The organism is Lysinibacillus sp. NPDC086135 (genome assembly GCF_044746345.1).
In the GTDB taxonomy this organism is placed as follows: domain Bacteria; phylum Bacillota; class Bacilli; order Bacillales_A; family Planococcaceae; genus Lysinibacillus.
In genome coordinates, this window is record NZ_JBIVCA010000009.1 from 65,420 (window position 1) to 80,307 (window position 14,888).

The window sequence follows — 14,888 nt, forward strand, 5'->3', positions numbered from 1 at the left end:
ATAAACCGACTAATTTTGATATAAAAATTAAAGGTATATATAAATACATTGCTTACAAAGTATGGGTAAAATCTTTCTTGGTAGTGACAATTGTCTCTAAACAAATGTAATTAGATTGTATATACTTACTGTTAGAGGGAAGGAGGAGGTAACTTGATACTAGTTCGAAATGATAAATTCGAAATATCCGAGGAAAATGGTAAGGTCTATATGATTACTTACAGTGCTGGCTATCCATTAAAAGAATTTGATAGTATTTTACGTAGTCATCCCCGACTTAAATTATCAAATTTTTCAATATTAAAAAATGTCTTAGCAACAGAAAACACTAGCCCTGTTGAAATTGGACGCTGGCTTCCTAATGTTGAAGCAGAAATTGCACGAGATAAAATGTCTGCCTCAATATTTGTATATGAAACACATGATTATATACAAGAGAATAAAGAGAAATTAACTCAACAAATTCTGGAAACAATTGAGAGCGAAGGAATTGTTTATGGAATATTAGATTTTGATATTTCTAAAATTGATCCAGGAAAAGCATTTTTAATTGCACAAGGCACACCACCTGTAGCAGGAACAGATGCACAAATTACATACTTACCTAAACCAGAGAGAAAGCCAGTAATTCGCGAAGATGGGAAAGCTGATTATTATGACATGAACTTTATTTCTGAAATTTCAGAAGGTTCTTGGCTAGGTGAAAAAATCCCTGCAACATTAGGTAAACCAGGGAAAAATGTACTAGGAGAAATTATGGCTGCTGTACCAGGTCGTGATTTTCCTATACGATACGATAAAAAATCGGCTTATGAAGTAGAAGAGGATGGGAAAACTGTCATCCGTTCTAAAATAGCTGGTGTATTAGATGATGTCAAAGGTATGATCGGCGTTAATAGACATTTGCCGATTAATGGAGACGTTGGCGTTGAAACAGGGAATATCGAATTTAATGGCTCTTTAAGTATAAAAGGAACAGTTACATCAGGCTATACAGTCATTGCTACTGGAGATATTTCCATCGAGGGTGCTGAAAGTGTAAGCGGTGCCAAAGTTATTAAATCCATTGAAGGAGACGTTTATATTCGTGGAGGGATTTTTGGTTTAGGCTCAACTATTGTAGAGGCAGGCGGAAATATTTTCGTTAAGCATGTCAATGAAGCAAATCTCGTTGCAGCTGACAGCATTCATATAGGATTTTACGCATTAGGATCACAACTCACTGCGCATTCAATTTTTGTGGACGAACGGAAAGGGAAAATTATTGGGGGCCGTGCGGTAGCTAAGAATACAATCGTCACTGCCATCTCAGGAAATCGTTTAGAGCGTCGGACGGACTTAATCATTGAAAGCGTTAATAAACAAGAAAGATACTCTATTATGCAAGAGAGGGCTACACAGCTTAAGTCGCTACAATCAGAAATCTCTGAGCGAGAGGGGAAAATTAAAAGCTTACTGCCTTTCCTTGATAAAATGTCTAAGGAACAAATAGCTACATTTGAAGAAACAAAACAAAGCTTAACAAAATTGAAAGCGGATGCAGTAACAATCGATCATGAGGTTAAGCTCATAATGGATGAGATGCGTCATGCTGGAAAAGAAGAAATTATTGTGACGAAGGAAGCTCATCCTGGTACCTATATTCAAATTGGCAAAAAATCATCCTTATTAAGTAAGGTGACAAATGGTAAATTTCTTCTTGAATATGGTGAGTTAAATGTCTAGGGAATCATTCATTCCTGTATTTGCACATCGAGGGGCTTCAGCGTATACACTTGAAAATACTTTGAAGGCTTTTGAAAAGGCTTTAGAGCTTGGTGCAGATGGAATTGAATTAGATATCCAGCTTTCAAAAGAAGGTATTCCAGTTGTGTATCATGATCCACAGCTGTCAAGATTGGTTGGCATCAATAAGCATGTGAACGAATGTACGATAGAAGAGCTAGTAAGCTTTAAACTTGGGAAGCCTTGGAGGCGGTTGTTTTCAACGTTTAAAATCCCGACGTTTGATGTAGTTTTAGCTTGGGCAAATTCACAACAGCTACCCCTTAATATCGAATTAAAATCTACAATTCTTAATAATAAAAGCGCACTTATTCAAATGCTTCATGGGCTTACTTTGCCAGTTGGCAGTCATTTTTCATCGTTTCACTATGAGCTACTGGAGATTGTGAAACAATATAAGCCAAACTATGAAACAGCACTTATAGCAACAAAAAAATTAAAGTGGGATTTGCTTAGTGATTACAAAGCTATTGACAGTGTTCATATGCATAAAAGGTACTATAAGCCAAGATATTTGGAGGCTTGTGTAGCGAGTAATAAAGCATGTCGTTATTATGCAATCGATGGGGATGAAACATTTTTATTGAATCCGCATCCTTCTGTGATTGGTTGGATTACTGATTTTCCTGATAAAGTAATTGCGAAACAGCAACGTTAATCATTCTGATGAATGAAGATAAAAATAGCTATCCAATAAGTCTTTTGAACTTAAAAGGATAGCTATTTTTATTTTTTTTGGAAGCGCGGAGCCACTTTTCCATTTTTTCGATCGCGGTGGAGTAAGAATCCTGCGAAAAAGCCAAAGCCTATAACAAAGAGAATAATGCCAACGACGAATTGTAGCCATAAAAATGGGAAAGGTGAAATGAGCTTACCAAATAATGTATCACGCATAAATTTAATGCCACCTGCAGCCATAAGACCTGGAATAAGCATTACAATAAATGCAGCTAAACGAGCCATGCATGTCCCCCCTTATTCCTAATTTTAATTGTACCTGTGGATATTGGAATGTCAAGGAAGCTATGTTACTGATATACCCAAAAACTAGTAAAGACATAATAGAATAGATGTAACTGAATGTTTAGAAAATTCTTACTTAAACAAGAAAATGTAATAATAGTTGATAAATTGCGAAATTGTGAGTATTGTAAAAATAAATGGAGCATTATTATCCATTGTTAAACAATTTTAAATTCTTTCAGCTGGTGTTCAAATACTAGCTGAAAGAATTTAAAGCCTCCGGCGGATGTCATGGAATCGGAAAGAAATTCTTTGTACAGGCACAAAGCCGTTTCCGGACGCAATTATGCCGAGGCATAATTGATACACTTATTATACTGAATTGGAATGGGCATTTGGGGATGCACTTTCAAAAGCAAAGGGGCGAGTTTTCATGGAAATCTTCAAGTATATGGAAAAGTATGATTATGAACAATTGGTATTTTGCCAAGATGAAGCATCAGGGTTAAAAGCGATTATCGCTATCCATGACACAACACTTGGGCCAGCACTAGGCGGGGCACGTATGTGGACATATGCATCAGAAGAAAATGCGATCGAGGATGCATTACGTTTAGCACGAGGGATGACCTATAAAAATGCTGCAGCTGGTTTAAACCTTGGCGGAGGAAAAACGGTTATTATCGGTGACCCATTTAAAGATAAAAATGAAGAAATGTTCCGTGCACTAGGACGTTTCATCCAAGGGCTTAATGGTCGCTATATTACGGCAGAAGACGTTGGTACAACAGTGACAGATATGGATTTAATGCATGAGGAAACAAATTATGTAACGGGAATTTCCCCTGCTTTTGGTTCATCAGGAAACCCATCTCCAGTAACTGCTTACGGAGTATACCGTGGTATAAAAGCAGCGGCAAAAGAAGCATTTGGATCTGATTCACTAGAGGAGCGTACTATTTCTGTACAAGGTTTAGGCAATGTAGCCTACAAGCTTTGCGAATATTTACATAATGAAGGTGCAAAACTTGTTGTTACAGATATTAATCAAGCGGCAATTGATCGAGTTGTGAATGATTTTGGTGCGACTGCTGTGGCACCAGAGGAAATCTATTCACAGGAAGTTGATATTTTCTCACCTTGTGCATTAGGAGCGATTTTAAATGATGAAACGATTCCGCAACTAAAAGCAAAGGTTATCGCAGGTTCTGCCAATAATCAGCTACAAGATTCTCGCCATGGTGATTATTTACATGAATTAGGGATAGTGTACGCACCTGATTATGTGATTAATGCGGGTGGAGTAATAAATGTAGCTGATGAATTATATGGATATAACCGTGAGCGTGCGATGAAGCGTGTTGAAGGTATTTATGATAGTATCGAAAAAATCTTCGAGATTTCTAAACGTGATGGCATTCCGACATATGTTGCGGCTAATCGTTTAGCAGAAGAACGTATCGCTCGAGTATCGAAGTCTCGTAGCCAATTTTTAAAAAATGAAAAAAATATTTTACACGGTCGTTAAAAACCGTTTATTCGTTTAAAGAAGTCGCATTGTCGACTTCTTCTAACTTTATAGTAGCTTAGTAGATTTAATCGTTTAAATGAATTTAAACTGCAAGGTCAGATCATTTTTCTTAGTACCAAAGGAACAAGAGTTTTCTCAAAAGGGGGAATCCATATGGCTCAAAATTATGATGTTGTCATTTTAGGCGGAGGTACAGGTGGCTATGTTGCAGCAATTCGAGCTGCACAGCTGGGCTTAAAAACAGCTATTGTTGAACGTGAGCGCCTAGGCGGAACATGCTTGCACAAAGGCTGTATACCGAGTAAGGCCTTACTTCGAAGCGCAGAAGTGTATCGTATGGCAAATAAAACAGCTGCTGAATATGGTGTTGATATTGAAGGCGTTACATTGCAATTTGACAAAGTGCAGGTAAGAAAGCAAACGATTGTTGAGCAATTGAGCCAAGGTGTGAATACACTTATGAAAAAAGGCAAAATAGACGTTTATCAGGGAACAGGTCGAATTTTAGGACCTTCCATTTTTTCACCAATGCCTGGCACTATTTCAGTTGAAATGAATAATGGCGATGAAAATGAAATGCTAGTTCCAACAAATGTGGTCATTGCCACCGGATCAAAGCCAAGAGGAATGGCAGGACTAACAATTGACGGTCAATATGTGATGAACTCTGATCATGCACTGGAAATGGAAAATTTGCCAAAGTCATTATTAATTGTTGGCGGAGGCGTTATTGGAATTGAATGGGCCTCTATGCTTTGTGATTTTGGGGTTTACGTAACGGTCATTGAATATGGGCCATCCATTTTACCTGCAGAGGATACGGATATTGTAAAAGAGGTAACTAAGCAGCTTGAAAAAAGAGGCGTCCGAATTGTGACTAACGCTCGCCTAGATACAGGGACCTTTAAAATTGAAAATGATAACGTTTTCATTTCTGCGAAAGTCGATGATAAGGATGAATTATTTGAGGCAGATAAAGTATTGCTTTGTGTTGGGCGTGAAGCAAATACACAAGATATTGGATTAGAAAATACAGAAATAGAAGTTGAAAATGGGTTTATCAAAGTTAATAATTCGTATCAAACGCAGGAATCACATATGTATGCCATTGGGGATGTTATCGGTGGCTTACAATTAGCTCATGTTGCTTCGCATGAAGGGGTATCTGCGATTGAGCATATTGCAACGGGGGAAACAGAGGCGCTAAATGTTCTAAATGTACCAAAATGCGTTTATTCTTACCCTGAAGTTGCAAGTATTGGCTTAACAGAGAGGGCTGCTCGAGAGCAAGGTTATTCATTGAAAGTCGGTAAATTTCCTTTCAAGGCGATTGGAAAAGCGCTAGTTAATGGAGAGACAGATGGCTTTGTGAAAATGATTGCCGATGAAGAAACGAATGATATTTTAGGTATTCATATGGTAGGACCACATGTGACAGATTTAATTGGAGAAGCATCACTTGCTAAATTATTGGACGCAACGCCTTGGGAAATTAGTCAGGCTATTCATCCACATCCGTCACTAAATGAGGTACTAGCGGAATCAGCATTAGCAGTGGATAATCGCGCCATTCATTTTTAATTTCTTTTTTTGTAGCGAAAGTGAAACGTCGGGAAGGGGTGTTCGTATGCAAAGTGTTCAAATTAAGTACGAGGATTTAGGTTTATCAAAAGAAGATGTACTTGCAATGTTCGAAACGATGTTAATGGCGAGAAGACTAGATGAACGCATGTGGTTATTAAACCGTTCTGGTAAAATTCCATTTGTTGTTTCTTGTCAGGGACAGGAGGCAGCACAAGTAGGGGCAGCCTTTGCTCTTGATAATAATAGAGATTATATTGCACCCTACTATCGAGATATGGGCGTTGTTTTACATTTTGGCATGACACCAAGAGATTTGATGTTATCCGCATTTGCTAAAGCAGAGGATCCAAACTCGGGTGGGCGTCAAATGCCAGGTCACTTCGGGCATAAGAAAAATCGTATTCTAACAGGCTCTTCTCCAGTTACTACACAAGTTCCGCACGCGGTGGGAGTTGCTCTAGCAGGCCGTCTACAAAAAGAAGATTTTATTGCTTTTGTTACGCTAGGTGAAGGCTCTTCAAACCAAGGTGATTTCCATGAAGGTGCGAATTTCGCAGGAGTCCATAAGCTGCCAGTAATTATAATGGTAGAAAATAATCAATACGCAATTTCTGTGCCTGTAGAACGTCAATTAGGCTGTGCAAAAGTATCAGATCGCGGTATTGGCTATGGTATGCCAGGTGTTACTGTTGACGGGAAAAATCCGTTACAAGTTTATAAGGTTGTGAAAGAAGCAGCTGATCGCGCGCGTAGTGGTGATGGACCGAGTTTAATAGAAACAGTGACTTATCGCTTAACGGCTCATTCTTCGGATGATGATGATCGTCAATATCGAACAGCCGAGGATATAGCAGAAGGAAAGGCAAATGATCCAATTCTGTTGTTTGAAAAGTACCTAACGGATGCAGGAGTTATGACAGAAACACTACGTGCTGAAATAGAAGAACGTGTCATGGCAGAGGTGAATGAAGCAACAGATTATGCAGAAGCTGCTCCGTATGCAACACCAGAGCATGCTTTGAAATATGTATATGCACCAGCGGACGGAGGTGATGTGTAATGGCAGTGATGTCTTATATTGATGCGATTACATTAGCGATGAAGGAAGAGATGGAACGTGATGAGCGTGTTTTTATTTTAGGAGAAGACGTTGGCCGCAAAGGCGGAGTTTTCAAAGCAACAGCAGGTCTTTACGAGCAATTTGGTGAACATCGTGTACTTGACACGCCTCTTGCCGAGAGTGCAATTGCAGGGGTTGGTATCGGTGCTGCGATGTATGGGATGCGCCCGATTGCCGAGATGCAATTCGCTGATTTCATCATGCCTGCCGTTAATCAAATTGTTTCTGAAGCAGCAAAAATCCGCTATCGTTCAAATAATGATTGGTCTTGCCCAATGGTTATACGTGCACCATTTGGCGGCGGGATTCATGGAGCGCTCTATCATTCGCAGTCTGTAGAGGCACTTTTTGCAGGAACACCAGGCTTGAAAATTGTTATACCATCAACACCTTATGATGCAAAAGGCTTGTTAAAAGCAGCAATCCGCGATGAGGATCCAGTACTGTTTTTTGAGCATAAGCGTGCATATCGACTCATTAAAGGTGAAGTACCTGTCGACGATTATACATTGCCCATTGGTAAGGCAGATGTTAAGCGGGAAGGGGAAGACGTTACTGTCATTACGTATGGTTTAGCTGTCCATTTTGCATTACAAGCGGCAGAGCGCCTAGCAGCAGATGGTATTTCAGCGCATATTCTTGACCTACGCACGGTATATCCACTTGATAAAGAAGCGATCATTGAGGCGGCAAGTAAAACAGGTAAAGTTTTACTTGTTACTGAAGATAATAAAGAAGGTAGCATTATGAGTGAGGTTGCAGCAATTATTGCAGAGCATTGTTTATTTGAGCTCGATGCACCAATTCAGCGCCTTGCAGGACCAGATGTTCCAGCTATGCCTTATGCACCAACGATGGAAAAATATTTTATGATCAATCCTGATAAAGTAGAGCGTGCGATGCGAGAACTTGCAGCATTCTAATATAAAAAGTTCTATTTCTGATATCCACTCATGTGGTAAATAGAAGCTTTAAAAAGCTAAAATAAATGTGATTGTTTAACTATGCGGCCATAGATAATGTCACAGGTATTTTAAGGCACTTCATCAAAAGTTCGGGATGACATTTCTTAATTCGTTATGTCATGTATATAAGTTGATTGGAGTGGAGACTGGGCGACTCCTTGGGGATTAGCGATAGGGGAACGAAGGCTAAAGCCATCACATCCTGTGATAACGCCTTCGTGACCAACATCGTGTTGGCCCGAGACCCTGGAGCGAGCAACGCGAGTGAAGCGGCTCATCGGACGCCCCCAGGAAGCTCTGCGCGAAAGCGAAGCGTCAGCGGCAAAGCGCCCAGTCGGAACGGAAATCAACCCCCACTTTATGGTGATGAGTATTTTATAAATATGATAGTAATTTGATAGATCCAATTACACCTAGGCATAATATTGATGGGAGGAATAGATGATGGCTATTCAAAATATTACAATGCCACAGCTCGGCGAAAGTGTAACAGAAGGTACGATTGAAAAATGGCTTGTTAAGCCAGGTGATACGGTAAAAAAATATGATCCATTAGCAGAAGTTGTAACAGATAAAGTAAATGCAGAAATCCCGTCTTCTTTTGAAGGAGTCATTACAGAGCTACTTGTAGAGGAAGGGCAAACGTTACCAGTTGGTGCAGTCGTTTGTTCCATTGAAATAGCAGGTGACAGTGAGTTACCTCCTTCTCCTCCTCCGAAAAAATCAGCGGTAAGTACGGCAATTTTAAATGCAGGTGTACAAAAGAAACAGGAGACACAGCAGCCAACTACAGCTACAAGAGCATCGCAAAAAACAGTTCGACAGGATAAAGTGCGTTATTCACCAGCTGTTCTTCGACTTGCACAAGAGTATGAAATTGCCCTTGATAAAATCACAGGTACTGGTGAAGGGGGACGTATAACAAGAAAAGACCTAATGCAACTGATTGAGGCAGGAAATGTGCCAACTTCTCTAGTGGAAACACCTCCTGCAATCGATTCGGCCGTACCACAGTCAGTACCTTTTGAAGCATCAGCATCACAGGAGAATAAGAAACCAGCCACATCTGTACAACCAATTCAAGTGGGTGATATTGAAATTCCGGTAACAAAGGTGCGCCGTGCGATCGCCAATAATATGGTACGGAGCGTTCATGAAGTGCCACATGCATGGATGATGATGGAAGTAGATGTTACGGATTTAGTAGCATATCGTGATAACATCAAGACAGAGTTTAAGCAAAAAGAAGGCTTTAATATTACGTATTTTGCTTTCTTCGTAAAAGCAGTTGCTCAAGCTCTAAAGGAATTCCCAATGATGAATTCCATGTGGGCAGAAGACAAAATCATCCAAAAACATGACATAAATATTTCCATTGCAGTCGCAACAGATGATGCATTATTTGTTCCTGTTATAAAACACGCTGATGAAAAATCAATTAAAGGTATTGCTAAAGAAATTAATGAGCTTGCAGTGAAAGTTCGTGCAGGAAAACTGACGATGGATGATATACAAGGTGGTACATTTACGGTCAATAATACGGGTGCATTCGGCTCTGTACAGTCGATGGGCATCATTAATTATCCACAAGCGGCTATTTTGCAAGTGGAAAGTATTGTAAAAAAACCGGTTGTTTTACCTGGTGGAATGTTCGCTGCACGAGATATTGTGAATTTATGTTTATCTTTAGATCATCGCGTTCTTGATGGACTTGTCTGTGGTAAATTCCTAAATAGAGTAAAAGAAATACTCGAAAATACAAATAAATCTTCAATATCAGTCTACTGATGACTTCTCGGAAACCTGTTATATAACGGTTTCCGATTTTTTTTTGCTTTCCGAGTCGCAATTTGTCATGTAGAATAACAAATAGAAACTACTAAGGGGGGAAGCTGATTAAGCGTCCGCATGTCAAACAACATGAAAAATATTGAATTTGAAAAGCCGTCCTATTCAGAATGGCAAGATGCAGCAATCAAGGCTTTAAAAGGGAAACCATTCGAGTCTCTTTTAACGAAAACGAGTGAAGGTATTACATTAGAACCTCTTTACACCCAAGAAAGTTTAGTAGCAAAACTTGGTGAAGAACTTGATAAACAAGTTGCTACAATCCGTTCCCTACAAAATAACGAAGCATTTCAAGTGGCACAACAAATATATGCTGATACTAGTGAAGCATTTTTTGCACAGCTTGATGATAGCTTAGCTCGAGGCAATGAAGTAGTAACAATTGATAGCCGTGTAAATTTCGAATGGACTGAAGAAGTATTGGTACAATTAGGGACTTATTTCTCAGAATATTCGTTTAAAATTGTGGTTGAAAATTCAAATGATCCATTATTAGCAGTGTTCGACAAAATAGCAGTTAATCAGCGAGAAACTGTCAAAGGTTTCATCGTATCTAAAAATCCTATCTCTTTAAATAATTTCCCGAGCGTGCGCTCAATCGGTGCGGATACGACGATTTATCATAATAAAGGAGCAAATGCTGTGCAAGAGTTAGCATATGCACTTGCATTAGCCGCAAAATACGCAAAACAAGAAGAAAGCTTTGAAGCGTTCGCGAAGAAATTTTATGTATCTTTTGCAGTGGATACACCGTTCTTTACAGAGATTGCAAAACTCCGTGCTTTTAAAGTACTTTGGAAAGCGTTCTCATCCGCTTATGGAGTATCTAATAGCGTAAAAGTTCCAACTATTGCTGAAACATCATTAAGAAGCTTCTCTAAGCTGGATGTTTATGTAAACTTATTACGTTCAGCGAATGAAGCTCTTTCTGGCTTAATTGGCGGTGCGGATGTCTTTACAGTTCACCCTCATGATGCATTAACGAAGCCAACCGATCAATCGGTTCGTATTGCACGGAATGTATCGTTAATCTTAAAAGAAGAAACAAATGTTTTAAAAGTTATAGACCCAGCTGGTGGCTCTTACTTTATTGAGTCATTAACAGCAGATTTTGTGAAAGAAGCTTGGGCATTATTCTTAGAAATTGAAGCAGCTGAAGGTATTGACGCTTACATTGCATCTGGAAAGCTTACGGAGGAACTAGAAAAATCCTATCAAGCTCGTATAAAAGCGGTACAAACGCGTAAGCAATCATTAATAGGTACAAATATTTATGCTAATCCAGCAGATGTACTTGAAAGCGCAACAAACCCAATGTTTGCAGAAATTAAGCGAATTGCTATACCTTTTGAGCAATTACGTGCGGTAATGACTACGTCAAATGTGAAAACTGGAATCTTATCATTAGGCACACTTAAAAGTTCAAAACCACGTGCTGATTTCGTGTCAGGTTTCTTAAACACTGTAGGTCTAGTACCAGAAAAAAGCGAACCAGTTGCTACAGCTGAAGAAGCATTAGCTTGGTTAAACGCTACAGAAGCAACATATGTGGTAATTGCAGGTAATGATGACGATACAAAAGAATTAGTACCAGCAATTTTAGCAGGCAAACCAGCTAACGTAATTGTTGACGTTGCCGGCAAATTTAAAGACGAAGAAGAAGCTTGGTTAGCAAATGGCTTAAACGGCTTTATTTTCGCAGGACAGAACATCATCGAAAAATTAGACTCAGTGTTCGCTAGCATGAAGGAGGTCCAACGATGAGCAAGCCAAATTTTAGTGCAGTTGAAATCGAAAAAATTTTAGCAGTCGAAGCTCCTCAAGCGTCAGAAGAAAAATTTATGACTAATGAAGGTATCGAGATTAAAGATGTATACACAAAAGAAGATATTAAAGAGGCAAAACATTTAAACGATGTAGCGGGTATAGCGCCAAATACGCGCGGTCCATACCCTACTATGTATGTTGCTCGTCCTTGGACTGTTCGCCAATATGCTGGTTTCTCAACAGCTGAAGAATCAAATGCATTCTACAAACGTAATCTAGCAATGGGTCAAAAAGGTCTTTCTGTTGCCTTTGACTTAGCAACTCACCGTGGCTATGACTCAGATCATCCTCGTGTAACAGGGGATGTTGGTAAAGCTGGTGTTGCGATTGACTCTGTAGAAGATATGAAGATTTTATTTGATCAAATTCCTTTGGATCAAATGTCAGTTTCTATGACAATGAATGGTGCTGTATTACCAGTTCTTGCATTCTATATCGTTGCTGCTGAAGAGCAAGGCGTTACACCAGACCAATTAGCGGGTACAATCCAAAACGACATTTTAAAAGAATACATGGTTCGTAACACATATATTTATCCACCAGCGATGTCTATAAAAATTATTGCAGATATTTTTGAATATACAGCGAAATTTATGCCGAAATTTAACTCAATTTCAATCTCTGGTTACCATATTCAAGAAGCGGGGGCAACAAATGACATCGAACTTGCTTATACACTAGCAGATGGTCTTGAATATGTTCGTACAGGGCTAAAAGCTGGAATCGATATTGATGCCTTTGCTCCTCGTCTATCATTCTTCTGGGCAATTGGTATGAACTATTATATGGAGGTTGCAAAAATGCGTGCTGCACGTCGAATTTGGGCACAAATGATGTCAACGTTTAATCCGAAAAACCCTAAGACATTAGCACTTCGTACACACTCACAAACATCTGGTTGGTCTTTAACAGAGCAAGATCCATTTAATAATGTGGCACGTACACTAATTGAAGCGAATGCGTCTTCAATGGGGCATACGCAATCTCTTCACACAAATGCACTTGATGAAGCGATTGCTCTACCAACTGATTTCTCTGCACGTATTGCACGTAATACCCAGCTGTTCCTACAAGAAGAAACGGCAATGACAAAGGTTATTGATCCTTGGGGCGGTTCATACTATGTGGAAAAATTAACAGACGAAATTACAAAATCTGCGTGGACATTAATTGAAGAAATCGAAGAACTAGGCGGTATGGCGAAAGCGATTGAAACAGGTCTTCCAAAAATGAAAGTCGAAGAGGCTGCGGCAAAACGTCAAGCGAAAATCGACTCTAAAACAGAAACAATCGTAGGTGTAAATAAATATCGTCTAGAAAAAGAAGAACCTATCGAAATTCTTGACATTGATAATACATTAGTTCGTCAAAAGCAAATTGAACGTTTAGAAGCAATGAAGGCAGCTCGTGATGAAGCAGAAGTACAAAAGCATCTAGCTCGATTAACGAAAGCTGCGCAAGATGGTGAAGAAAACTTATTAGCGATAGCTGTAGATGCAGCGCGTGCTCGTGCTTCTTTAGGTGAAATTTCTGATGCAATCGAAGTTGTTTCAGGTCGCCATAAAGCAGTAATTCGTTCAATCTCTGGCGTTTACTCTGCAAACTTCTCAGATGAGGAGCAAATTGCTGAAATGAAGCAAATGACAGAGGAGTTCCTTGAAAACGAAGGTCGTCGCCCACGTATTTTAGTAGCGAAAATGGGACAAGATGGACATGACCGTGGTGCGAAGGTTGTGGCAACAGGGTATGCTGACTTAGGCTTTGATGTAGATATTTCACCACTATTTATGACACCTGCTGAAGCAGCTCAAATGGCTGTAGAAAACGATGTTCATGTCATTGGTGTATCTTCATTAGCAGCTGGTCATAAAACGCTTGTTCCTGAATTAGTAGCAGAGTTAGAAAAACTGGGCCGTGAAGATATCATTATTATTGTTGGAGGTGTTATTCCAGCACAAGATTATGAATTCCTTTATGAAGCTGGCGCGGTAGCGATATTTGGACCTGGTACAGTTATTCCTGTATCGGCACAAAAGATTATTGAAGAGATTTATAAACGTTTAGGCTATGAGGAAGTGTCTGAATAATGGACAAAAATAAAGGAATGCCTGAAAGTGCGCTATTTGTTATGGACGGAGTAGAGGCAACTCACGACGGAATGCAATATGGTACACCGAAAAAATTCCGAAAGAAAAAAGCAGACAATTTAAACATTCAGGAGCTTGCACAAGAAGTACGTGCAAGCTCTCGTACACACTTGTCAAAAGCTATTACTCTCATTGAAAGTTCAAATGCTACACATAAAGTGCAAGCACAAGAACTTCTTCAAGAGCTTCTACCACATACAGGAAACAGTGTCCGTATTGGGATCACAGGCGTTCCTGGTGCTGGAAAGAGTTCGTTTATTGAGGCTTTCGGAACGATGCTTTGTGAGATGGAGAAAAAAGTGGCAGTTCTTGCGATTGATCCAAGCTCTTCTTTATCGGGAGGAAGTATATTAGGCGATAAGACTCGAATGGAGGAGCTCGTGAAAAAGCCTAATGCATTTGTTCGTCCCTCTCCATCAGCTGGTACCCTAGGGGGTGTTCATAAGAAGACACGTGAAACGATGCTTGTTTGTGAAGCGGCTGGCTACGATGTCATTTTAATAGAAACAGTCGGTGTTGGACAAAGTGAAACATATGTCCGCGGTATGGTTGATTTCTTCTTGCTGTTAGTTTTAACAGGTGCCGGGGACGAGCTACAAGGCATGAAAAAGGGCATTATGGAGTTAGCGGATGCCATTGTTGTTCATAAGGCTGATGGTGATAATGTTCGTCTTGCTAAAAAAACGGTATCTGAGTATAAGCAAATTTTACATTTCTTACAGCCTGCAACCCCAGGGTGGATGTCCACAGCAATGCCGGTAAGCTCGTGGGAAAAACGTGGTCTCGACAAAGTCTGGAGTACAATAGGGGAGTTCAGACAAATTGTTGAGGCAAATAATTACTGGTCAATTAGACGCCAAAATCAGACGAGAGATTGGTTCCAATCGATGATTACCGACCATTTAATCGATATGTTTTATGGTAATCCAGAACGTAAAGCACAGGTACAACTTTTAGAACGTCAAATTTTAAATGGACAGTTGACAGTCACACAAGGTGTAGATCGTTTGTTTAGCGATGAACAATCACAGAAATAATATTACCTTTGTTATGAGCAACTAGGTGCACAAATTCGTCGCTAACTGCTATGATAGGAGATGAAATGTGCGTCCAATATC

The 14,888-nt window shown here is 39.6% G+C and carries 11 protein-coding genes; 10 read left to right on the forward strand and 1 reads right to left on the reverse strand.

The window, feature by feature from the left end; translation table 11 throughout:
- Nucleotides 1-153 precede the first annotated feature (153 nt).
- Together ACIPKN_RS13080 and ACIPKN_RS13085 are read left to right on the forward strand one after the other, a co-directional pair.
- Nucleotides 154-1,725, forward strand: a complete 1,572-nt coding sequence (locus ACIPKN_RS13080; RefSeq protein ID WP_400936601.1) for a flagellar assembly protein A — start codon at nt 154-156, stop codon at nt 1,723-1,725.
- The gene (locus ACIPKN_RS13085; RefSeq protein WP_274068519.1) at nt 1,718-2,443 is read left to right on the forward strand and encodes a glycerophosphodiester phosphodiesterase; all 726 of its coding nucleotides are present in this window, start codon (nt 1,718-1,720) and stop codon (nt 2,441-2,443) included. The genes ACIPKN_RS13080 and ACIPKN_RS13085 overlap by 8 nt, the downstream gene beginning before the upstream one ends.
- A 68-nt stretch (nt 2,444-2,511) precedes the next feature.
- Here the strand turns inward: ACIPKN_RS13085 and ACIPKN_RS13090 are convergent, their stop codons facing one another.
- Nucleotides 2,512-2,748, reverse strand: a complete 237-nt coding sequence (locus ACIPKN_RS13090; RefSeq protein WP_132356638.1) for a DUF2627 domain-containing protein — start codon at nt 2,746-2,748, stop codon at nt 2,512-2,514.
- A 433-nt stretch (nt 2,749-3,181) separates the two neighbouring features.
- Between ACIPKN_RS13090 and ACIPKN_RS13095 the strand changes: the two genes are divergently transcribed.
- The 8 genes from ACIPKN_RS13095 to meaB all read left to right on the forward strand — a co-directional run bounded on the left by ACIPKN_RS13095 (nt 3,182) and on the right by meaB (nt 14,807).
- Entirely contained in the window at nt 3,182-4,276 is a 1,095-nt protein-coding gene (locus ACIPKN_RS13095) for a Leu/Phe/Val dehydrogenase (RefSeq protein ID WP_132356637.1), read from the forward strand.
- Nucleotides 4,277-4,432: 156 nt separating this feature from the next.
- Complete coding sequence (gene lpdA, locus ACIPKN_RS13100; protein ID WP_400936602.1) at nt 4,433-5,860, forward strand: dihydrolipoyl dehydrogenase; 1,428 nt, start codon at nt 4,433-4,435, stop codon at nt 5,858-5,860.
- A 46-nt stretch (nt 5,861-5,906) separates the two neighbouring features.
- Nucleotides 5,907-6,923, forward strand: a complete 1,017-nt coding sequence (locus ACIPKN_RS13105; protein ID WP_400936604.1) for a thiamine pyrophosphate-dependent dehydrogenase E1 component subunit alpha — start codon at nt 5,907-5,909, stop codon at nt 6,921-6,923.
- The gene (locus ACIPKN_RS13110) at nt 6,923-7,906 is read left to right on the forward strand and encodes an alpha-ketoacid dehydrogenase subunit beta (protein ID WP_142507157.1); all 984 of its coding nucleotides are present in this window, start codon (nt 6,923-6,925) and stop codon (nt 7,904-7,906) included. The genes ACIPKN_RS13105 and ACIPKN_RS13110 overlap by 1 nt, the downstream gene beginning before the upstream one ends.
- Before the next feature lie 486 nt (nt 7,907-8,392).
- Nucleotides 8,393-9,736 carry a dihydrolipoamide acetyltransferase family protein gene (locus tag ACIPKN_RS13115; RefSeq protein ID WP_400936852.1) on the forward strand — a complete coding sequence of 448 codons (1,344 nt, stop codon included), beginning with the start codon at nt 8,393-8,395 and terminating at the stop codon, nt 9,734-9,736.
- Between the two features lie 132 nt (nt 9,737-9,868).
- Entirely contained in the window at nt 9,869-11,560 is a 1,692-nt protein-coding gene (locus tag ACIPKN_RS13120) for a methylmalonyl-CoA mutase family protein (protein WP_400936606.1), read from the forward strand.
- Entirely contained in the window at nt 11,557-13,710 is a 2,154-nt protein-coding gene (gene scpA / locus ACIPKN_RS13125; protein ID WP_400936608.1) for a methylmalonyl-CoA mutase, read from the forward strand. The genes ACIPKN_RS13120 and scpA overlap by 4 nt, the downstream gene beginning before the upstream one ends.
- Entirely contained in the window at nt 13,710-14,807 is a 1,098-nt protein-coding gene (gene meaB / locus ACIPKN_RS13130) for a methylmalonyl Co-A mutase-associated GTPase MeaB (protein ID WP_400936610.1), read from the forward strand. The genes scpA and meaB overlap by 1 nt, the downstream gene beginning before the upstream one ends.
- Nucleotides 14,808-14,888: the final 81 nt, after the last annotated feature.